Annotated in this window: 19 protein-coding genes; 11 read left to right on the top strand and 8 right to left on the bottom strand. The window is 74.3% G+C overall.

Translation table 11 applies throughout. The features are described from left to right. The first annotated feature begins 65 nt into the window (after positions 1 to 65). Together hisI and ACWDD7_RS15900 are read left to right on the top strand one after the other, a co-directional pair. The gene (gene hisI / locus ACWDD7_RS15905) at positions 66 to 515 is read left to right on the top strand and encodes a phosphoribosyl-AMP cyclohydrolase (protein ID WP_351873775.1); all 450 of its coding nucleotides are present in this window, start codon (positions 66 to 68) and stop codon (positions 513 to 515) included. A gap of 11 nt (positions 516 to 526) precedes the next feature. Continuing rightward, positions 527 to 2,023: an anthranilate synthase component I gene (locus tag ACWDD7_RS15900; RefSeq protein WP_450457727.1), complete on the top strand. Its 1,497-nt coding sequence runs from the start codon at positions 527 to 529 to the stop codon at positions 2,021 to 2,023. Positions 2,024 to 2,036: 13 nt separating this feature from the next. Here ACWDD7_RS15900 and ACWDD7_RS15895 read toward each other — a convergent pair whose 3' ends face one another. Continuing rightward, positions 2,037 to 3,245 carry a S53 family peptidase gene (locus tag ACWDD7_RS15895; protein ID WP_450457726.1) on the bottom strand — a complete coding sequence of 403 codons (1,209 nt, stop codon included), beginning with the start codon at positions 3,243 to 3,245 and terminating at the stop codon, positions 2,037 to 2,039. A 258-nt stretch (positions 3,246 to 3,503) separates the two neighbouring features. Between ACWDD7_RS15895 and ACWDD7_RS15890 the strand changes: the two genes are divergently transcribed. From ACWDD7_RS15890 to lgt, 9 genes are all read left to right on the top strand, one after another. After that, positions 3,504 to 4,142, top strand: coding sequence for a TIGR02234 family membrane protein (locus tag ACWDD7_RS15890; protein WP_392211250.1), 639 nt, complete (start codon positions 3,504 to 3,506; stop codon positions 4,140 to 4,142). Between the two features lie 167 nt (positions 4,143 to 4,309). Then, positions 4,310 to 4,573 carry an HGxxPAAW family protein gene (locus tag ACWDD7_RS15885; RefSeq protein WP_351873763.1) on the top strand — a complete coding sequence of 88 codons (264 nt, stop codon included), beginning with the start codon at positions 4,310 to 4,312 and terminating at the stop codon, positions 4,571 to 4,573. Positions 4,574 to 4,709: 136 nt separating this feature from the next. Further along, positions 4,710 to 5,261, top strand: a complete 552-nt coding sequence (locus tag ACWDD7_RS15880; RefSeq protein ID WP_450457725.1) for a DUF2752 domain-containing protein — start codon at positions 4,710 to 4,712, stop codon at positions 5,259 to 5,261. Between the two features lie 135 nt (positions 5,262 to 5,396). Further along, a complete protein-coding gene (gene trpC / locus ACWDD7_RS15875; protein ID WP_351873757.1) occupies positions 5,397 to 6,206 on the top strand; it encodes an indole-3-glycerol phosphate synthase TrpC in 810 nt (269 codons plus the stop codon). A gap of 20 nt (positions 6,207 to 6,226) precedes the next feature. Next, the gene (gene trpM / locus ACWDD7_RS15870) at positions 6,227 to 6,430 is read left to right on the top strand and encodes a tryptophan biosynthesis modulator TrpM (protein WP_285553815.1); all 204 of its coding nucleotides are present in this window, start codon (positions 6,227 to 6,229) and stop codon (positions 6,428 to 6,430) included. A 70-nt stretch (positions 6,431 to 6,500) separates the two neighbouring features. Further along, a complete protein-coding gene (trpB, locus tag ACWDD7_RS15865; RefSeq protein WP_351873753.1) occupies positions 6,501 to 7,784 on the top strand; it encodes a tryptophan synthase subunit beta in 1,284 nt (427 codons plus the stop codon). Then, positions 7,781 to 8,599 (top strand): tryptophan synthase subunit alpha, encoded by an 819-nt coding sequence (trpA, locus tag ACWDD7_RS15860; protein WP_450457724.1) that lies wholly within the window; start codon positions 7,781 to 7,783, stop codon positions 8,597 to 8,599. The genes trpB and trpA overlap by 4 nt, the downstream gene beginning before the upstream one ends. A 98-nt stretch (positions 8,600 to 8,697) precedes the next feature. After that, on the top strand, positions 8,698 to 9,474 hold the full coding sequence (locus ACWDD7_RS15855; RefSeq protein WP_450457723.1) for a DsbA family protein: 777 nt from the start codon (positions 8,698 to 8,700) through the stop codon (positions 9,472 to 9,474). An 82-nt stretch (positions 9,475 to 9,556) separates the two neighbouring features. Continuing rightward, the gene (gene lgt / locus ACWDD7_RS15850; RefSeq protein ID WP_450457722.1) at positions 9,557 to 10,519 is read left to right on the top strand and encodes a prolipoprotein diacylglyceryl transferase; all 963 of its coding nucleotides are present in this window, start codon (positions 9,557 to 9,559) and stop codon (positions 10,517 to 10,519) included. 97 nt (positions 10,520 to 10,616) lie between these two features. On the opposite strand, the gene ACWDD7_RS15845 is transcribed toward lgt, so the two are convergent. The 7 genes from ACWDD7_RS15845 to ACWDD7_RS15815 all read right to left on the bottom strand — a co-directional run bounded on the left by ACWDD7_RS15845 (position 10,617) and on the right by ACWDD7_RS15815 (position 18,646). Beyond that, positions 10,617 to 11,423 (bottom strand): HpcH/HpaI aldolase/citrate lyase family protein, encoded by an 807-nt coding sequence (locus ACWDD7_RS15845; RefSeq protein WP_450457721.1) that lies wholly within the window; start codon positions 11,421 to 11,423, stop codon positions 10,617 to 10,619. Continuing rightward, the gene (locus tag ACWDD7_RS15840; protein WP_450457782.1) at positions 11,420 to 12,547 is read right to left on the bottom strand and encodes a CaiB/BaiF CoA transferase family protein; all 1,128 of its coding nucleotides are present in this window, start codon (positions 12,545 to 12,547) and stop codon (positions 11,420 to 11,422) included. The genes ACWDD7_RS15845 and ACWDD7_RS15840 overlap by 4 nt, the downstream gene beginning before the upstream one ends. Positions 12,548 to 12,624: 77 nt before the next feature. Continuing rightward, positions 12,625 to 13,521 (bottom strand): ribokinase, encoded by an 897-nt coding sequence (gene rbsK, locus ACWDD7_RS15835; protein WP_450457720.1) that lies wholly within the window; start codon positions 13,519 to 13,521, stop codon positions 12,625 to 12,627. Beyond that, complete coding sequence (locus ACWDD7_RS15830) at positions 13,518 to 14,879, bottom strand: ADP-ribosylglycohydrolase family protein (protein WP_450457719.1); 1,362 nt, start codon at positions 14,877 to 14,879, stop codon at positions 13,518 to 13,520. Before ACWDD7_RS15830 ends, rbsK begins: the two co-directional genes overlap by 4 nt. Beyond that, on the bottom strand, positions 14,867 to 16,045 hold the full coding sequence (locus ACWDD7_RS15825) for an ADP-ribosylglycohydrolase family protein (protein WP_450457718.1): 1,179 nt from the start codon (positions 16,043 to 16,045) through the stop codon (positions 14,867 to 14,869). The genes ACWDD7_RS15830 and ACWDD7_RS15825 overlap by 13 nt, the downstream gene beginning before the upstream one ends. A gap of 7 nt (positions 16,046 to 16,052) precedes the next feature. Further along, the gene (locus ACWDD7_RS15820) at positions 16,053 to 17,147 is read right to left on the bottom strand and encodes an ADP-ribosylglycohydrolase family protein (RefSeq protein ID WP_450457781.1); all 1,095 of its coding nucleotides are present in this window, start codon (positions 17,145 to 17,147) and stop codon (positions 16,053 to 16,055) included. Between the two features lie 20 nt (positions 17,148 to 17,167). Beyond that, positions 17,168 to 18,646 (bottom strand): ADP-ribosylglycohydrolase family protein, encoded by a 1,479-nt coding sequence (locus ACWDD7_RS15815; RefSeq protein ID WP_450457717.1) that lies wholly within the window; start codon positions 18,644 to 18,646, stop codon positions 17,168 to 17,170. Positions 18,647 to 18,711: the final 65 nt, after the last annotated feature.

Here is an 18,711-nt window from a genome sequence, read left to right as displayed (position 1 = left end):
AGCCACCGGTCCGCGCAGTGGACACCCGCCCGGTGCTGCCGGCAGGGCGCGGCACAATGGCATCCATGACCAGTACGCCCGGCCCGCCCGCCCGTCACCCGAGCACCGCCCCGCAGGGAGGCGCGTCGCGCCGCGGTGTCCCCGCCAGCGGCCTCGCCCCGGAGATCGCCGCCCGCCTCAAGCGCAGCGCCGACGGCCTCCTGCCCGCCATCGCCCAGCAGCACGACACCGGAGAGGTGCTCATGCTCGGCTGGATGGACGACGAGGCGCTGCACCGGACCCTGACCACCGGCCGCTGCACCTACTGGTCGCGCAGCCGCCAGGAGTACTGGGTCAAGGGCGACACCTCGGGCCACGTCCAGTGGGTCAAGTCGGTCGCGCTGGACTGCGACGCCGACACCGTGCTGGTCCAGGTCGACCAGGAGGGCGCCGCCTGCCACACCGGCGCGCGCACCTGCTTCGACGAGGACGTGCTCCTCAAGGACGCCGGTCTGCCGTCCGGCGCGGACCAGTGAGGCCCGCCGACATGGACCTGGAGACCTTCCGCAAGCTCGCCGCCGACCGGCGCGTCATCCCGGTCACCCGCAAGCTCCTCGCCGACGGCGACACCCCCGTCGCCCTCTACCGCAAGCTGGCCGGCGAACGCCCCGGGACCTTCCTGCTGGAGTCCGCGGAGAACGGCCGTACGGCCTTCCAGTGGTCGCGCTACTCCTTCGTGGGCGTCCGCAGCGCCGCCACCCTCACCACCCGCGACGGCGCGGCCCACTGGCTGGGCACCCCGCCGGTCGGCGTCCCCGTCGACGGCGACCCGCTCAAGGTCCTGCGCGCCACCCTCCAGACCCTGCACACCCCGCACGAGGAGGGCCTGCCGCCCTTCACCGGCGGCATGGTCGGCTACCTGGGCTACGACATCGTGCGCCGTCTGGAGAAGATCGGCCCCGGCGAGCGCGACGACCTGGGGCTGCCCGAGCTGACCATGCTCCTGACCAGCGACCTCGCCGTGATGGACCACTGGGAGGGCTCGGTCCTGCTGATCGCCAACGCGATCAACCACAACGACCTGGACACCGGCGTGGACGAGGCGTACGCCGACGCGGTGGCCCGCCTCGACGCCATGGAGGCCGACCTGGGCCGCCCGGTGGCCCAGCCCCCGGCCGCGCTGCCGCCCTCCGAGCTGCCCGAGTACACCGCGCTGTGGGGCGGCCCCGACTTCCGGCGCGCCGTCGAGGACGTCAAGGAGCGCATCCGCGCGGGCGAGGCCTTCCAGGTCGTACCGTCCCAGCGCTTCGAGACCCCGTGCACGGCGAGCGCGCTCGACGTCTACCGGGTGCTGCGGGCGACGAACCCGTCGCCGTACATGTACCTGTTCCGGTTCCCCCACGGGGACGGAGGCGCCTTCGACGTCGTCGGCTCCTCGCCCGAGGCCCTGGTCAAGGTCGAGGACGGGCGTGCCATGGTGCACCCCATCGCCGGCACCCGGCCCCGCGGCGCCACTCCGCAGGAGGACCAGGCGCTCGCCGAGGAGCTGCTCGCCGACCCCAAGGAGCGCGCCGAGCACCTGATGCTGGTCGACCTCGGGCGCAACGACCTCGGGCGGGTCTGCGAGCCGGGCTCGGTGGAGGTGGTCGACTTCATGTCCATCGAGCGCTACTCGCACGTGATGCACATCGTCTCCACCGTCACCGGGCGGGTCGCCGGCGGCCGTACCGCCTTCGACGTGCTCACGGCCTGCTTCCCCGCCGGCACCCTCTCCGGCGCCCCCAAGCCCCGCGCGATGCAGATCATCGACGAACTGGAGCCGTCCCGGCGCGGTCTGTACGGCGGCTGCGTCGGCTACCTGGACTTCGCGGGGGACTCCGACACCGCGATCGCGATCCGTACCGCGCTGCTGCGCGACGGCACGGCATACGTGCAGGCCGGAGCCGGCATCGTCGCCGACTCCGACCCGGTGGCGGAGGACCAGGAGTGCCGCAACAAGGCGGCGGCGGTCCTCCGCGCCGTTCACACGGCCAACCGGCTCTGACTCACCGGAGCGTTCAGCCGGTGAAGGCGGCGGTGCCGTTCGGGACGCCGAGCCCGGACGGACCGTCGTACCCGGTGGTGCCGGTGCACAGGTAGGAGCCGCCGCAGCTGCCGTTGGAGCCGCTGGTCACGTCGTACAGCGCCGAGGTGTGCGCGTACGGGAAGGACGCCGGGTAGGAGCCGGCCGACGGGGCGCCGCCCAGCGCGTAGGTCGCCGCGATCAGCGGGGAGGAGGCGCTGGTGCCGCCGAAGACCATCCAGCCGGTGGCCGAGCGGTAGCTGTCGTACACCGCGACACCGGTGTTCGGGTCGGCGACCGCCGAGACGTCCGCGACCGTGCGCAGGGCGCAGCCGGTGTCCTTCTGCCAGCTCGGCTTGGAGCTGTACTTGGAGCAGCCGGAGCCCGCACCGCTCCACACGCTGTCGGTCCAGCCGCGGGAGTTGGAGGCCGAGTTGAGGGAGGTGCCGCCCACCGCCGTCACGTACGGGGAGGCCGCCGGGTACTCGGTGCCGTAGCCGTTGTCACCGGAGGAGACGGTGATGGCGACACCCGGGTGGTTGAAGTACGAGGAGTCGTACGTCGAGTCGCTGGAGGACTCGGAGCCGCCGTAGCTGTTGGAGACGAACTTCGCGCCCAGCTTCACCGCGGTGTTCACGGCGGTGCCGAGGTTGGTCATGCTGGCCGAACTGGCCTCCACCAGCAGGATCTTGCAGTTGGGGCAGGCGGCGCTGACCATGTCGAGGTCGAGGGAGATCTCCTCGGCCCAGCCGGAGTCGCCGCGCGGGTAGCTGGTGCCGCCGTTCTGGTCGACCTTCTTGAAGCAGCCGTTGGCCGTGGTGCAGGCGGACAGGCCGTACTGGGAGCGGTAGACGGCGAGGTCGGCCTCGGCGTTCGGGTCGTCGTAGGCGTCGACGATCGCCACCGTCTGGCCCGAACCGCCCGTCGCGGAGGGCAGGTTGTAGGCGGCCTGGAGCGAGGCGGGGCCGTAGCCGGAGGGAGCGGCGGCCGCGGTCAGGTCGGTCTCGGCGTGCGCCGACTTCGGGGTGCCCCCGGTGACCTGGAGGGCCTTACAGGCCATCTGGCCCTTCGCCGGGGCGGCGCAGGCGTGGGCGACGGTGACGCCGTGGGAGGTGGCCTGGGCCGCCTGGCCGACGGGGGCGGCCAGGGCGAGGGCGGCCGTGGCAAGGGTGGCCACGGTGGTGAGGGAAACGGTTCTGCGCAACGTACGTCCTCCGCGAGACGGGTAGGGCGGAAAGGGCTGTGGGGGGTGCGCGATTCGACCTGGTGGCACGGGTGCGCCCGGGTCGCGCAGAACGTACGGATGTCGGGAGCACGTCAACAAGACGGATACCGGGCCGGGGATCTTCCTTTGCCGTATCTGTAATGTTCATGCCGTGTTACTGGGTGATTCATGACCGAAAGAAGGCGCGGCCGTGGGTTGACGGACCCGGATGACGGTTCCATGGAGGGTCAGGCGATAGTGGAGTACGTGACTGCCGTTCCTCACCCCCGTTCCGAAGCCGCCGCGCCCACCCGGTCCGGCCGCCGGAGCCTCGCCATGGCCCTCCTGTTCGGCGCGCTCGGCGCGGCCGTGGCGCTGCTCGCCAGCCGGCAGCGCTGGGCGGAGGGCACCGCGTCGGTGGCCGGCGGCGCGTTCCCGCTCACCGCGAAGGGCAGCGACGTCACGGGCGTGCCCGCGGCCCTCGCCATAGTGGGCCTCGCCGCGCTCGTCGCCGTCTTCGCCGTACGCCGGGCCGGCCGGGTCCTGGTCGCCGGACTGCTCGCGCTCTCCGGTGTCGGCATCATGGCCGCCGCCCTGGTCTCCGCCTCCGACAGCACCGCGCTGGACGAGAAGGCCGCCCAGGCCAGCGGCGACACCACCGCCACGGTCGCGTCCCTGACCCACACCGGCTGGCCCTACGTGGCGGCCGCCGGCGGTCTGCTGATCCTGCTCGCCGGGCTGCTCGCCCTGCGCTTCGGCCGTGCCTGGCCCGCCATGTCCGGGCGCTACGAGCGCGGCACCGACCGCCCGCGGAAGACGGCCCGGCCGGTCGACCCGGAGCGGCCCGAGGAGATCTGGAAGGCCCTGGACCGGGGCGAGGATCCCACCGGCGCCTGACCCCGCGGATGTGGCGAACCAGACGCCACCCCCGCGTCCGGCGCGCGTGCGCGTACGGAACAATGGACGACGAGCGTCCGGCTCGGACAGTGATCGGGCGGGCTCGGAGCCGTACGACACGTACGTCGCTCTTCTGGGACACGTACACAGCAACGAGGAGCACAGACATGGCGGGCAGCAGCCACGGCCACGGTCACACCCCGGCCGCCTGGACCGGCGTCATCATTTCCTTCATCGGTTTCCTGGTCGCCGGCGCCCTGATGGTGATGGGCAGCGTCGTCGGCTTCTGGGCCGGCATGGCTCTCATCATCGGCGGCGCGGTCGTCGGCGGGATCATGAAGGCCATGGGCCTCGGCCACGACGCGAAGCCCCTCGCGATGGTCGGCGGCACCCCGGTCGCCGCGCGCGAGCCGGTCGCGGTGGAGAGCTGAGCGGCCGAGTACGGCACCGCTTCTTCCAGGGCGGCCCGGTGTTCCTGACGGAGCCGGGCCGCCCTTCGCGGTCGACGGGGTCCGCGCGCCGGTCTTTTCCCGCGCGCGCGGCGGCCGTCTCGGCGAGAATGCTCCCGTGACCGTCGCCAACCGACCGGCCCCGCCCGCCGCGCCCCCCGCCCTCGTCCCGGCCGACCTCGGGCCGGCCACCGCAGCCGCCCCGGCCGGCCCGTGGCCCGGGGGCGCCGTCCCGGCCGCCGCCCGGCCCGGTGCCCCGGCCGCCCCGCCCGCGCCCCGGTGGCGGCGCCTCGTCACCCCCGCCGGTGTGCTCGCGGCCGTCGTCGGCGCCTTCGCCTACGTCGGGGCCGTCGATCCGAACCACCCCGGCCACTACCCGGTCTGCCCCCTCTACCGGTTCACCGGCCTGTACTGCCCCGGCTGCGGCGGACTGCGCAGCGCGCACGCGTTCGTGCACGGGGACCTGACGGCCGCGCTGCACGACAACGCGCCCGCCGTGGCCGGCTACTTCCTCTTCGCCGTGCTGTGGGTGGTCTGGGCCGCACGGGCATGGCGCGGCCGGCCCGCACAGCTCCGGCTCGGCTCCGCCCAGATGTGGGCCGTCGGCGCGCTGCTGCTGGTGTTCACCGTCGTGCGCAATCTGCCGTTCGGCGCCTGGCTGCACCCCTGACCTGCGACGCCGGTGTCCAAGGAGTGAAACCGGCGTCCACCGGATGCGAGGCCTCGGCCCTGCTCCGGATACCATCGAGGGACCACGGGTTTTCATCACCTGAAGGAATCGACCGTCTGGAAGGGGGCCGCTCGCGTGAGTGTGCTCGACGAGATCATCGACGGAGTCCGTGCCGACCTCGCGGAGCGGCAGGCGCGCGTCAGCCTCGACGAGCTCAAGGAGCGCGCGGCCAAGGCGCCCGCCGCCAAGGACGGGGTGGCCGCGCTCAAGGGCGACGGCGTCAAGGTGATCTGCGAGGTCAAGCGCTCCAGCCCCTCCAAGGGCGCGCTCGCCGCGATCGCCGACCCGGCCGGTCTCGCCGCGGACTACGAGGCGGGCGGCGCGTCCGTCATCTCCGTCCTCACCGAGCAGCGCCGCTTCGGCGGCTCCCTCGCCGACCTGGAGGCCGTCCGCGCCCGCGTGGACATCCCGGTGCTGCGCAAGGACTTCATCGTCACGTCGTACCAGCTGTGGGAGGCCCGCGCGTACGGCGCCGACCTCGCGCTGCTGATCGTGGCCGCCCTGGAGCAGCCGGCCCTGGAGTCCCTGATCGAGCGTGCCGTCTCCATCGGTCTCACCCCGCTGGTCGAGGTGCACGACGAGGAGGAGGCCGAGCGCGCCGTCGCCGCGGGCGCCCGGGTCATCGGCGTCAACGCGCGCAACCTCAAGACCCTTGAGGTCGACCGCGGCACCTTCGAGCGGATCGCCCCCGAGATCCCGGAGAACATCGTCAAGGTCGCCGAGTCCGGCGTCCGCGGCCCGCACGACCTGATCGCCTACGCCAACGCCGGCGCCGACGCCGTCCTGGTCGGCGAGTCCCTGGTCACCGGCCGCGACCCGAAGACCGCCGTCGCCGACCTGGTCGCCGCGGGCGAACACCCCGCGCTGCGGCACGGCCGCGACTGATCTCCCGCTAGGCTGACCCCGTGATCACCGTGACGACCGTGGACCGCTACGCCCGCCTGGCGCGCGGCTGCCGCCCGAGGGGCTGCCGCGCCCCCGCCCGGCGCGTCCACGGCCGCCGGGTGCGCTACGTCATCGGTGACGAGCCGGGACAGGTGAACGGACGTCGATGGCATCGCGCCCCCATGGGGCGCGGGGAACTGCGCGACCGGCCACGTACGGCCTGAAGTCGCCCCATCAGCTCCGCCCCCACGGCGAACAGTGTCTTTTCACACGCACTCACCGTGAGGTACTGGCATGCCCAGCAACTACTTCTTCCCTGCCCCGGAGGGTCAGGTCCCCAGTTCCGAAGGCTACTTCGGGGCGTTCGGCGGCAAGTTCATCCCGGAGGCCCTCGTCGCCGCCGTGGACGAGGTCGCCGTCGAGTACGACAAGGCCAGGCAGGACCCCGAGTTCGCCCGCGAACTCGACGACCTGATGGTCAACTACACGGGACGCCCCTCGGCGCTCACCGAGGTGCCCCGGTTCGCCGAACACGCCGGTGGCGCCCGGGTGTTCCTCAAGCGCGAGGACCTGAACCACACCGGTTCCCACAAGATCAACAACGTGCTCGGCCAGGCGCTGCTCACCAAGCGCATGGGCAAGACCCGCGTCATCGCCGAGACCGGCGCGGGCCAGCACGGCGTCGCCACCGCCACCGCCTGCGCGCTGTTCGGCCTCGACTGCACCATCTACATGGGCGAGATCGACACCGAGCGCCAGGCCCTGAACGTGGCCCGGATGCGCATTCTCGGTGCCGAGGTCGTGGCCGTGAAGTCCGGCAGCCGCACCCTCAAGGACGCCATCAACGAGGCGTTCCGCGACTGGGTCGCCAACGTCGACCGCACCCACTACCTGTTCGGCACCGTCGCGGGCCCGCACCCCTTCCCGGCCATGGTCCGCGACTTCCACCGGGTCATCGGCGTCGAGGCCCGCCGCCAGATCCTGGAGCGCGCGGGGCGCCTCCCGGACGCGGCCGTCGCCTGCGTCGGTGGCGGCTCCAACGCCATCGGTCTCTTCCACGCCTTCATCCCCGACCCGGATGTCCGCCTCATCGGCTGCGAACCGGCGGGCCACGGCATCGAGACCGGCGAGCACGCGGCGACCCTGACCGCGGGCGAGCCCGGCATCCTGCACGGCTCCCGCTCCTACGTCCTCCAGGACGAGGAAGGCCAGATCACCGAGCCGTACTCGATCTCGGCCGGTCTGGACTACCCCGGCATCGGGCCCGAGCACGCCTACCTCAAGGACTCCGGGCGCGGGGAGTACCGCGCGGTCACCGACGACGCCGCCATGCAGGCCCTGCGCCTGCTGTCGCGCACCGAGGGCATCATCCCGGCCATCGAGAGCGCCCACGCCCTCGCCGGCGCCCTGGACGTCGGCAAGGAGCTGGGTCCGGACGGGCTGATCGTCGTCAACCTCTCCGGGCGCGGCGACAAGGACATGGACACCGCGGCCCGCTACTTCGGGCTGTACGACACCGACGCCGAGGTGGCCGCGGACGCCGCCGCCACCGCCGAGATCGAGGGGGACGCCAAGTGAGCGGGAATCTTCAGCTGTTGACGGACACCCTCGCCGCCGCCAAGGCCGAGGGCCGGGCCGCGCTCATCGCCTACCTGCCGGCCGGGTTCCCGACCGTGGACGGCGGCATCGAGGCGATCAAGAACGTCTTCGACGGCGGCGCCGACGTGGTCGAGGTGGGCCTGCCGCACAGCGACCCGGTCCTGGACGGCCCGGTCATCCAGACCGCCGACGACATCGCCCTGCGCGGCGGCGTCAAGATCGCGGACGTGATGCGCACGGTCAGGGAGGCCCACGCGGCCACCGGCAAGCCCGTGCTCGTGATGACGTACTGGAACCCCGTCGACCGCTACGGCGTCGAGCGGTTCACCGCCGAGCTGGCCGAGGCGGGGGGCGCGGGCTGCATCCTGCCCGACCTGCCGGTGCAGGAGTCGGCGCTGTGGCGCGAACACGCCGAGAAGCACGGCCTCGGCACGGTCTTCGTGGTGGCGCCGAGCAGCAAGGAGGCGCGGCTCGCCGAGATCACCGCGGCGGGCAGCGGCTTCGTCTACGCCGCCTCGCTCATGGGCGTCACCGGCACCCGGGAGTCCGTCGGCGCGCAGGCCCAGGACCTGGTGGAACGCACCCGCGCCACCGGCACCCCCCTGCCCGTCTGCGTCGGCCTCGGCGTCTCCAACGCGGTCCAGGCCGCCGAGGTCGCCTCCTTCGCCGACGGTGTGATCGTCGGCTCGGCCTTCGTCAAGCGGATGCTGGACGCCCCGGACCACGCGTCCGGCATGGCGGCGGTGCGCGAGCTGGCCGGGGACCTGGCGAAGGGCGTGCGCGGGCAGGCGTAACCGCTCGGGACGTCGCATACCAGGTCATTACGGTCACTCGAACGGGTGGACCTCGGGTCGGGGAGGCGCGCTGCGCCTCCCCGGTTCGTTCTGGGGGTGTGAGCGAGAAGAACCGTGACGGAAAGCGGACCGCCCGGGAGCGGCTGGCGGTCGAGCGCGAGAAGCAGAAGTCCGCGGAGAAGCGGCGGCGCACCCTGATCGTGGGCGCCGGCGTCTTCTGCGTGCTGGCCCTGGCGGCGGTGATCGGCGTGATCGCCGCGAACGCGGGGAAGAACAAGTCGAGCAGTGACGCCGGCCCGGTCGTGGCCCCCTCCGGCGCCCAGGGCAAGGACAGCCTCGCGATCCCGGTCGGCCAGGACGGCGCAAAGTCGACGCTCACGGTCTGGGAGGACTTCCGCTGCCCCGCCTGCCAGGCCTTCGAGGCGGCGTACCGGCCCACGCTGCATGAACTGGTCGACTCCGGCAAGCTCCGGATCGAGTACCACCTGGTCCGGCTGATCGACGGCAATCTCGGCGGCACCGGCTCCCTGCGCTCGGCCAACGCGGCGGCGTGCGCCCAGGACGCCGGGAAGTTCCGTGACTTCCACGACGTGCTGTACTCGAACCAGCCCAAGGAGACCGACGACGCCTTCGCGAGCAACCCCAAGCTGATCACGCTGGCGGGCAAGGTCGGCGGCCTGGACACGCCGGTGTTCCGCACGTGTGTGAACACGGGGACGCACGACGGCTGGGTGGACCGCTCCCAGAAGGCATTCCAGAGCGGCGGCCTCACCGGCACGCCCACGGTGCTGCTCGGCGGGAAGAACATCTACCAGGACCAGACGATGACCCCCGCCAAGCTCAAGCAGATGGTGGAGTCGGCGGCCCGCGGGTAAGCGATTCTCACGTCCCTGTTACGGACCCGTAGCCAGGCGGCTTGGTGTCGCCGGGGCCCGGCACGGTAGCGTCGGACCTGCCATGGAACTTGCCTACATCCCCAGCCCGTCCCGCGGGGTGCTGTATCTCGGCCCCATCCCGCTGCGCGGTTACGCCTTCTGCATCATCATCGGCGTCTTCATCGCCGTCTGGCTCGGCAACCGGCGCTGGATCGCCCGGGGCGGCCAGTCCGGCACGGTCGCCGACATCGCGGTGTGGGCCGTGCCGTTCGGTCTGGTCGGCGGCCGGCTCTACCACGTGATCACCGACTACGAGCTGTACTTCAGCCCCGGCCGTGACTGGGTGGACGCGTTCAAGGTGTGGCAGGGCGGCCTGGGCATCTGGGGCGCGATCGCGCTGGGCGCGCTGGGCGCGTGGATCGGGGCGCGGCGGCGGGGCATCCCGATGCCCGCGTACGCCGACGCCGTCGCCCCCGGCATCGCCCTCGCGCAGGCCATGGGGCGCTGGGGCAACTGGTTCAACCAGGAGCTGTACGGCAGGGAGACCCACGTCCCCTGGGCCCTGCACATCACCTCCTCCGAGGGCGGCCGGGTGCCGGGCTACTACCACCCGACCTTCCTCTACGAGTCCCTGTGGTGCATCGGCGTCGCCTTCCTGGTCATGTGGGCCGACCGCCGCTTCAAGCTGGGCCACGGCCGCGCGTTCGCCCTCTACGTCGCCGCGTACTGCGTCGGCCGCGGCTGGATCGAGTACATGCGGGTGGACGACGCCCACCACATCCTCGGCCTGCGCCTGAACGACTGGACCGCCCTGATCGTCTTCCTCCTGGCGGTCACCTACATGATCGTCTCGGCCCGCCTCCGCCCCGGCCGCGAGGAGATCGTCGAACCCCTCGCCTCCGAAGCCTCCGAAGCCTCCGAAGCCTCCGGCGGTTCGGCGGAGGGCGCGAAGACGGACGCCGAGCCCGGGGAGTCCGCCCCGGAGCCGGCGGACGAACCGGAGACGGCCGCCGAGGAGACCGAGTCGGCGACGAAGAAGAGCTGACGAGCGGTTCGTACGACGCGGAGGGCGCCCGGAGATCCCCGGGCGCCCTCCGCGCGTGTCCGGCGGTGTCCGACCGGCGTCGGCCCCGCCGGAGCCCTCATCCGCGCCGGGCCAGCGAGAGCGTCCGGCGGGCCATGGCCACCACCGCCGCGTCGATGAAGCGGCCGTCGGGGAGCGCCTGGGCGCCGGGGTCGGTGGCGGCGGCCTCGACGACGGTCTCGGCGTGGTCCAGCTCCGCGGGGGTGGGGAGGTAGGCGCGCTCGATGACCGGGAGCTGGCGCGGGTGGATCGCGGCGCGGCCGAGGAAACCGAGGGCCCGGCCGTGGGCGCAGGAGGCGGCGAGGCCGTCGAGGTCGCGGATGTCGGGGTGGACCGTCTGCGGGGGCGGCGGCAGCCCGGCCGCGCGGGCCGCGACGACCACCCGGGAGCGCGGCCAGTCGAGCCCCGCGTCGGCCCGTACCCCGAGGTCCGCCCGGAGATCCGCCTCGCCCAGGGAGATGCCCCGCAGGGACGGATGCGCACCGGCGATGGCGTACGCGTGCTCGACGGCCAGCGCCGACTCCAGCAGCGCGTAGAGGGGGAGGGGGACGGCGGCCGCGACATGGCGCACCTCCGACGGGCCCGTCACCTTCGGCAGCCGCAGGCCCGACAGCCCCCGCAGACTCCTCAGTGCCGCCAGGTCCGCCGCCGCCCACGGCGTGTCCAGGGCGTTCACCCGCACATGCACCGGCACCGGCTGCGGCTGTACGAGGAGGTCCGCCGCGACCGCGCGCGCGTACTCCTTGCGGTCGGGCGCCACCGCGTCCTCCAGGTCGATCACCACCACGTCCGCGCCCGCCACCAGCGCCTTGGCGATCACATGCGGCCGGTCCCCGGGGACGTACAGCCAGGTCAGCGGGGTCACAGGGCGCCCTCCGCGCGCAGGGCGGCGATGTCGGCCGGGGCGAGGCCCAGCTCGGCGAGGACCGCGTCGGTGTCCGCGCCGTGCGGCCGCCCGGCCCAGCGGATCGCGCCCGGAGTGGCGGACAGGCGGAAGAGGACGTTCTGGAGTCGCAAGGGACCCAGCTCGGGGTCCGGCACGGTCGTCACCGTGTCCAGCGCCTGGTACTGGGGGTCCTCGAACACGTCCCGCACGTCCTGCACCGGCGCCACCGCGGCCTCCGCCTTCTCGAAGGCCGCCAGCACCTCCGTACGGGTGCGGGCGGCGATCCAGGAGCCGACCGCCTCGTCCAGCACCTCCGCGTGCGCGGCCCGCTCCGCGCCCGTGGCGAACCACGGCTCCTCGATCAGCTCCGGCCGCCCCACCAGCCGCATCACCCGCTCCGCCACCGACTGCGCGGACGTGGAGACGGCCACCCATGTGCCGTCGGCGGTGCGGTAGGTGTTGCGCGGGGCGTTGTTCGCGGACCGGTTGCCGGTGCGTTCCTGGACGTAGCCGAGCTGGTCGTACCAGGTGGGGTGCGGGCCGAGCACCGACAGGATCGGCTCGATGATCGCCATGTCCACGACCTGTCCGGCGCCGGTGCGCTCCCGTGCGGCCAGCGCCGTGAGCACGGCGTACGCCGTGGCGAGGCCCGCGACCGAGTCGGCGAGCCCGAACGGCGGCAGGACCGGTGGCGCCTCCGGCTCCCCGGTGAGCGCGGCGAACCCGCTCATCGCCTCCGCGAGCGTCCCGAAGCCGGGCCGGTGCGCGTACGGCCCGAACTGCCCGAACGCGGTGACCCGGGCGAGCACCAGCCGCGGGTTGGCCGCGGACAGCTCCGCCCAGCCCAGGTCCCACCTCTCCAGCGTGCCCGGCCGGAAGTTCTCGACCACGACGTCGGCGGTGGCCGCGAGCCGCAGCAGGGTGGCGCGGCCGCCCGGCCGGGACAGGTCCAGGGTCATGGTGCGCTTGTTGCGGCCGAGCACCTTCCACCACAGGCCGACCCCGTCCTTCGCCGGACCGTGTCCGCGGGACGGATCGGGGCGCGACGGGTGTTCCACCTTGATCACCTCGGCGCCGAAGTCGCCGAGCAGCGTCGCGGCCATGGGCCCGGCGAAGAGCGTCGCCAGGTCCAGCACCCGCAGCCCGTCCAGCGCCGCCGTGCGGGCCGCCGTGCCCCCGCTCACGAGGTGAACCGGGCGTCGATCTCCGGGCGGTACGGCATCGACGCCGACGCCCCGGCCCGCTCGACCGAGAGGGAGGCCGCGGCGGCGGCCCAGGACAGGGCCTCCCGTACGGGTTTCTCCTCGGCGAGGGCCACCGCGAGCGCCCCGGTGAAGGTGTCGCCCGCGCCCGTGGTGTCCACCGCCTCGACCCGGGGCGCGGGCACCACCAGCGGCTCGGCGGCGTCCCGGGCCACGTACAGACAGCCGGTCGCGCCCAGGGTGACCACCGCGCGCGGCACCAGCTCCAGCAGCGCGGCGGCGGCCTCGCGCGGGTCGGTGCGGCCGGTGAGGGTGATCGCCTCGTACTGGTTGGGCACCAACAGATCGGTGGCGGCGAGGAGTTCGGGCGGCAGCGGCTGGACCGGGGAGGGGGTGAGGACCGTACGGACCCCGTGCCGACGGGCGGCCTCGGCGCCCGCGACCACCGCGCCCGCCGGGATCTCCAGCTGGAGCAGCAGGGTGTCGGCGGAGGCGATCAGCCCCTCGTCGCCGGGCGAGAGATGGTCGACGGTGCCGTTGGCGCCCGGGATGACGACGATGGAGTTGCCGCCCTCGTCGTCCACCACGATGTGCGCGGTGCCGGAGGGGCCCTCGACCGTGCGCAGGAAGTCGGTGTCGACGCCGGAGTGTTCGAGGGTGTCCCGCAGCCGCGTCCCGAACGCGTCGTTGCCCACCGCGCCGATCATCGAGACGGTGGCGCCGGCCCGCGCGGCGGCGATCGCCTGGTTGGCACCCTTGCCGCCGGGGATCGTGCGGAACTCCCGGCCGGTCACGGTCTCGCCGCGCTGCGGGGCCTTGGCGACGAAGGTGACGAGGTCCATGTTCGTGCTGCCGAGGACGGTGATGTGGGTCATGTGCGGTTCGCCTCCAGGCGGGTGAGGTGGGCGAGGGTGTCGAAGCCGGTGCCGTCGAGGTCGGCGACGGTGGTGGCGAGCCGGTTCTTCAGCGGGGCCCGCCAGTGCTCGGGAAGCGCGGCGGGGGAGCCCGCGAGCAGCCCGGCGACGCTGCCCGCGGTCGCGCCGACCGAGTCGGTGTCCAGACCGCCCGCCACCGCCCGCCGGATCGAGCCGGTGAAGTCGCCGTCCGCGTGGGTGAGCGCGGCGGCCAGCAGGGCGGTGTTGGGGAGGGCGTGCACCCAGTGGTGGGTGGGGGCGTAGACGGCGTGGAGTTCGTCCACCACGGTGTCGAAGTCCTCGTGCGCCGCGGCCAGTCGGACGGCGTGATCGACGGCCCGGGCCAGCCGGGAGCGGTGCGGGACGACCGACCGGCCCGCGCGCAGGCAGGTGTGGACGTCGTGGTCGCCGGTGGCGGCCGTGGCGAGGGTGGCGGCGGCGAACATGGCCGCGTAGACGCCGTTGGCCGTGTGGGTCAACACCGCGTCCCGGTAAGCCTGTTCGGCCGCCGCGGCCGGGTCGCCCGGGTTGGTCCAGCCGTGCACGTCGGCACGGATCAGGGCGCCGATCCACTCGCGGAACGGGTTGCGGTGGCGCGCGGTGTGCGGGGGTTCCACGCCGGTGAGGAGGTTGCGGTAGGCGAGGCGTTCCGCGGTGAACGTGCGGCCGGGCGGCAGCTCCTCCAGCCACAGCCGGGCGACGTCCGTCGTGGTGAAGCTCTTGCCGTGCCGCTGGAGCAGCAGCAGGTTGAGCAGCGGGTAGTCGAGGTCGTCGTCCTCGGGCATGCCGTCGATGTTCTCGGCGAGCGAGGTGGCGGCCGAGCGGCGGTTCCACGGGTGCGCGGCGAGCAGGTCCGCGGGGACGCCCCGAGCGGTGAAGTAGCCGGTGAGCGGCCAGTTCCCGCTCGCGCGGGCGAGGGCGCGGACGGCTTCCAGGGGCAGCTTCTCGACCGGCTTGCCCAGCAGGCAGCCGATGGCCCGGCCCAGCCAGGACGCCTCGAAGGCGAGCGCCCCCGGCGTTCCGGACAGCCGTGTGGTGGGCCAGTCGGGGCAGGCGGCCTTGATCGCGGCCAGATCGGTCGGCTCGTCGTCGGCCAACCGGCTGGGCAGATCGGCGAGTTCGTCCAGCAGGTCCTCGGCGAGCAGCCGCAGATAGCGCGAGACGCGATGCGGGGAGGCGCCCGCGCGCTCGGGGGCGTCCGGGCCGCCCGCCGCGCGCCAGCGCTCCTCGATCCGGGACGGCTCACGGCCGTCGAGGCGGGCCTGGCGCAGTTCGTGGCCGAGCAGGTCCTCGGGCTGGACCCAGGTCAGTCGGAGCACGGCGCACCTCCCAGGACGGCGAAGGCCCGCTCATGGGCGCGGCGCCGGCCGCGGTCGAGGGCGAAGACCTCCCGGGCGACCTGGGCGAGGGTGCGGGCCGGCTGCCACAGGTCCAGGCGGCTGGCCTCCGCGACCGCCTTCGCCCACTCCTCGGGCACCGGCGAGCCGAGCGCGCCCGCGAGGGCACCGGCCATGGTGGCGATCGAGTCGCAGTCGCGGCCGTAGTTGACCGAACCGAGTACCGCGTGCCGGTAGTCGCCGCCGGACACCACCAGCATGCCGAGCGCGACGGGCAGTTCCTCGACGGAGTGCAGCCGCGAGGGGCGGCGGGCGCCGAGCGAGGGGGCGCGGTAATCCGGGCCGACGGTGTCGTACGGCGCGACCGCGGTGCGCAGCGGACCGAGCGCCGACTCGAAGTCGTCGTGTTCGTAAGCCACTTCGCAGACCCTCTCGATCGCCTCCCGGGTGCCGTCCTTGGCCAGCGCCAGGCACGCGGTCACCACCGAGTCCGGGGTCGCGTCCGGCGCGGTGGCGGCGGCGACGGCCGCGGCGAGGACACCGGCCGCCTCCCGGCCGTACGAGGACTGGTGGGCGCCGGCGATGTCCAGGGCCTCGGCGTAAGCGGCCTGCGGATGGGCGGCGTTGACCAGGCCGACGGGGGCCATGTACATCGCGGCTCCGCAGTTGACGATGTTGCCGACGCCCGCCTCCCGCGGATCGGCGTGCCCGTAGGCGAGCCGGGCCACCAGCCACTTCTCGGCGAGGAAGAGGCGGTGCAGCGGCAGCGCCTCCGCCTCCAGCTCGGGGATCCAGCGGGGGTTGGTCATCAGGTCCGGGACCAGGTGCTCGGCGAGCGCGTAGGCGTCGAGGTGGTCGCGGACGCGGTCGTAGACCCGGATCAGCGCGTGCGTCATCAAGGTGTCGTCGGTGACGTGGCCGTCGCCCTTGTGGTACGGCGCGAGGGGGCGGGCGGTGCGCCAGGCGTCGCCGTGCCAGGGGCCGACGATGCCGTGCACGGGGCCGCCGTGGCGCTCGGCGATCTGGTCGGGGGAGTACCCCTCGACCGGTCCGCCGAGGGCGTCGCCGACGGCGGCGCCGACGAGGGCGCCGGTGATCCGTTCGTCCAGATCGGGTTGTCCGGTGCCTTTGAGTTGCTTGGGCGTCATGCCCGAATCATCCTCCCGGGTGGGCCGGTTGCGCGGCTTCCAGGAGTCCGGCGAGTTCCACCAGGTCGGTGCCGGTGAGGCGGGGCAGGGCGCAGCCGGGCAGGATGCGGCAGGCGTCCCGCCAGGGCTCCGGGATCGCCGCGGCGCCGCCGAGCGCGCCGGTGAGGGCGCCCGCGAGGGCGGGGGCGGAGTCGGCGACCCGGGACAGGCACGCGGCGGCGGGTACGGCCTCGGCGAGGCGCCCGCCGGCGGCGGTGGCCAGCGCGAGGGTGACGGGGACGGTCTCGGCGGCGGCGATGCCGTAGCTGTAGACGTGGTCCACGATCTGGTGTTCGAGGAGCGGTACGAGGGCGAAGGCGGAGGCGCCGTCCTCGGCGAGGGCGAGCGCGTGCCGGGCGTTGCGGCCGATCTCCGTGTGGGCCGGGAGCTGGGCCAGGGCGGCGGTGACGCAGGTGTCGGTGTCCGCGCCGGAGAGGGCGAGCGAGACGGCCGCCGCCATGGCCCGGGCGCCGTGCACGCCGTCGCCGTCCTGGGTGTAGCGGGCGTCGAACTCGGCGAGGGCGGCGGCGCGTTCGGGGTCCCCGGGGTGGGCCACGGCGAGGGCGCAGGCGCGGACGCAGGCGGCGTCGTCGAAGTAGTGCGGGTTGTCGTGGCCGGTGGCGGGCGGGCGCAGGCCGGTGGCGAGGTTGCCGAGACCGGCTCGCACGGAGATGCGGGCGCGCAGCGGCAGTACGGCGGACTCGATCTCCGGCGCGCGGTCCGCGGCGGCGGCGACCTCGCAGGCGACGGCGGTCCAGGTGAGGTCGATGGCGGCGCGGGTACGGCGGTCGCGGCTGAGGTCGTCGAGGGCGTCGTCGGCACCGGCGCGCAGCACCGCCTCCGCGGCGAAGGCCGCCCATTCCGCGTCGTCGGAGGGGCCGAGGCGCAGGGGCTCGGGGGGTTGGTTGAGGGCGATCGGCACGGGGAGGGTGGTGGTCGCGTTCTGTTCCGCGAAGGTGTCCAGTTCGCGGGTGAGACGGCGGGTCCACTCGGGCATGCGGGCGGCGCGGTGCCGGGCGGCCGGCCAGCCCGCGGCGTCCCCCGCGGCGAGCCCCAGCAGCATCCCCTCCACACGTCCCGCCCTCACGCCCGCGCCTCCCTGTCCGCCCCGACCAGGGGACTTTGCCCGCCGGACCCCCGCTCCACCGGCCGCCCGCCGCCCGACTCCGTCGGCTTGAGGGGTGGGACGGAGGGCGGCGGCGGGTCCATCGGCTGGAGGGACGGGGGAAGGGATGAGGGCGGCTCGGTGGGCTGCGGGGTGAGGTCGAGGGGCGGGGGCGGCTCGGTGGGCTGCGAGGCGAGGCCGAGGGACGGGGAGGGTTCGGGCGCCGGGAGTGGGGCGGAGGTGAGTGCGGCGGGCTCGGTCGGCCGGAGGGGCGGGGAGGCCGGCGCGGGTGCGGTGGCGCCGCCCGGCGAGTCCGGCCCTCGTGGCGGCGTCGGCAGGAGCACGTCCGCCGCTTCCCGCTCGCGCGCCGTCTCCCGCTCGCGCGCCGCTTCCCGCGCGCGCCCCGTCCCCCGCCCGTCCTCCGCACGCCGTTCGCCACCCGCTTCCGCCACCAGCAGATCCGCCACCTCCAGCACGTGCCGCCCGCCCATCGACGGCAGGCACCTCCCCCGCGCCGGGCCGATGGCGTTCGCCCAGTCGGCCGGGATCGCCGAGGCACCCTGGGTCGCTCCCGAGAGCGCGCCCGCGACCGCCGCCGTCGTGTCGGCGTCGCGGCCCATGTTGACGGCCGTGAGGACCGCCTCCCGGAAGTCGCCGTCGGCGGTCGCGTACGCGCCGAAGGCGAGGGCGACGGCCTCCGGGGCGAGGTCGGTCCAGGGATAGCCGCCGATGACGACGGCGGAGCGGACCGCGCGTTCGCCGCGGTGGGCCACGGCCACGGCGCGGCGCAGGGAGCGGGCGGTCCAGGAGTCGTCCGGGATCACCGCGAGGGCGGCGGCGATCACCACCGGGACCGGGGCGCCGGCCATCGCCGCCGCGACGCCCGCCGCGACCGCCTGGCCGCCGTAGATGCCCTCGCCCTCGTGGCTGACGGAGCCGTCGATCGCGACCAGGCGGGCCGCTTCACCCGGGCGTCCGGCGGCGAAGACCCCGAAGGGGGCCGCGCGCATCGCGAGGCCGTCGCTCCAGGCGTGCCGGTGCTGGGCGGAGACCGGCGCGGTCAGGCCCCGGCGCAGGTTCTCCAGCGTGCCGCGCTCGCTGAAGCCCGCGCCGCGGAACGTGCCCTCGGCCCGGTCGGCGATCCACTCGTGCCAGGCCGCCTCCGCGTGCGCGGGGGTGAGCGCCGAGCCGTGCCGGGCGAGCAGCAGGCCGGAGAAGAGCGCGTACTCGGTGTCGTCCGTGCCCTGCGGCTGGTCCGTGACGTAGCCCGTGATGCGGCCCCAGCGGGCCCGGATCTCGGAGGGCTTCAGGTTCTCCGCGGGGGCGCCCAGCGCGTCGCCGACGGCCAGGCCGAGCAGCGCGCCCCGGGCCCGCGCGCGCCGACCGGCGAGGTCTCCGGGCGCCCGGAGCGGACCCTCGGCCGCCGGGAGCGGGGGAGTGCAGGCGGTCGATGCCATGGGCGGCCTCCTTCGGCGGGGCCCAGCTGGGCCCGCGGACCCTTTGCGGATGTGTCCCACGACGG

The sequence above is a fragment of the Streptomyces sp. NPDC001056 genome (assembly GCF_053598955.1).
This window is presented reverse-complemented; position numbering and strand designations above follow the sequence as displayed.

Bases quoted from the DNA above. Each gene is read 5' to 3' on its own strand.
- ACWDD7_RS15900 (WP_450457727.1), top strand. From the start codon at position 527: ATGGACCTGGAGACCTTCCGCAAGCTCGCCGCCGACCGGCGCGTCATC.
- trpB (WP_351873753.1), top strand. From the start codon at position 6,501: ATGCCCAGCAACTACTTCTTCCCTGCCCCGGAGGGTCAGGTCCCCAGT.
- ACWDD7_RS15820 (WP_450457781.1), bottom strand. From the start codon at position 17,147: ATGCTGCTGGGGCTCGCCGCGGGGGACGCCGCGGGCTGGCCGGCCGCC.
- ACWDD7_RS15885 (WP_351873763.1), top strand. From the start codon at position 4,310: ATGGCGGGCAGCAGCCACGGCCACGGTCACACCCCGGCCGCCTGGACC.
- ACWDD7_RS15840 (WP_450457782.1), bottom strand. From the start codon at position 12,547: ATGGCCGCGACGCTGCTCGGCGACTTCGGCGCCGAGGTGATCAAGGTG.
- hisI (WP_351873775.1), top strand. From the start codon at position 66: ATGACCAGTACGCCCGGCCCGCCCGCCCGTCACCCGAGCACCGCCCCG.
- ACWDD7_RS15825 (WP_450457718.1), bottom strand. From the start codon at position 16,045: ATGACGCCCAAGCAACTCAAAGGCACCGGACAACCCGATCTGGACGAA.
- ACWDD7_RS15815 (WP_450457717.1), bottom strand. From the start codon at position 18,646: ATGGCATCGACCGCCTGCACTCCCCCGCTCCCGGCGGCCGAGGGTCCG.
- lgt (WP_450457722.1), top strand. From the start codon at position 9,557: ATGGAACTTGCCTACATCCCCAGCCCGTCCCGCGGGGTGCTGTATCTC.
- rbsK (WP_450457720.1), bottom strand. From the start codon at position 13,521: ATGACCCACATCACCGTCCTCGGCAGCACGAACATGGACCTCGTCACC.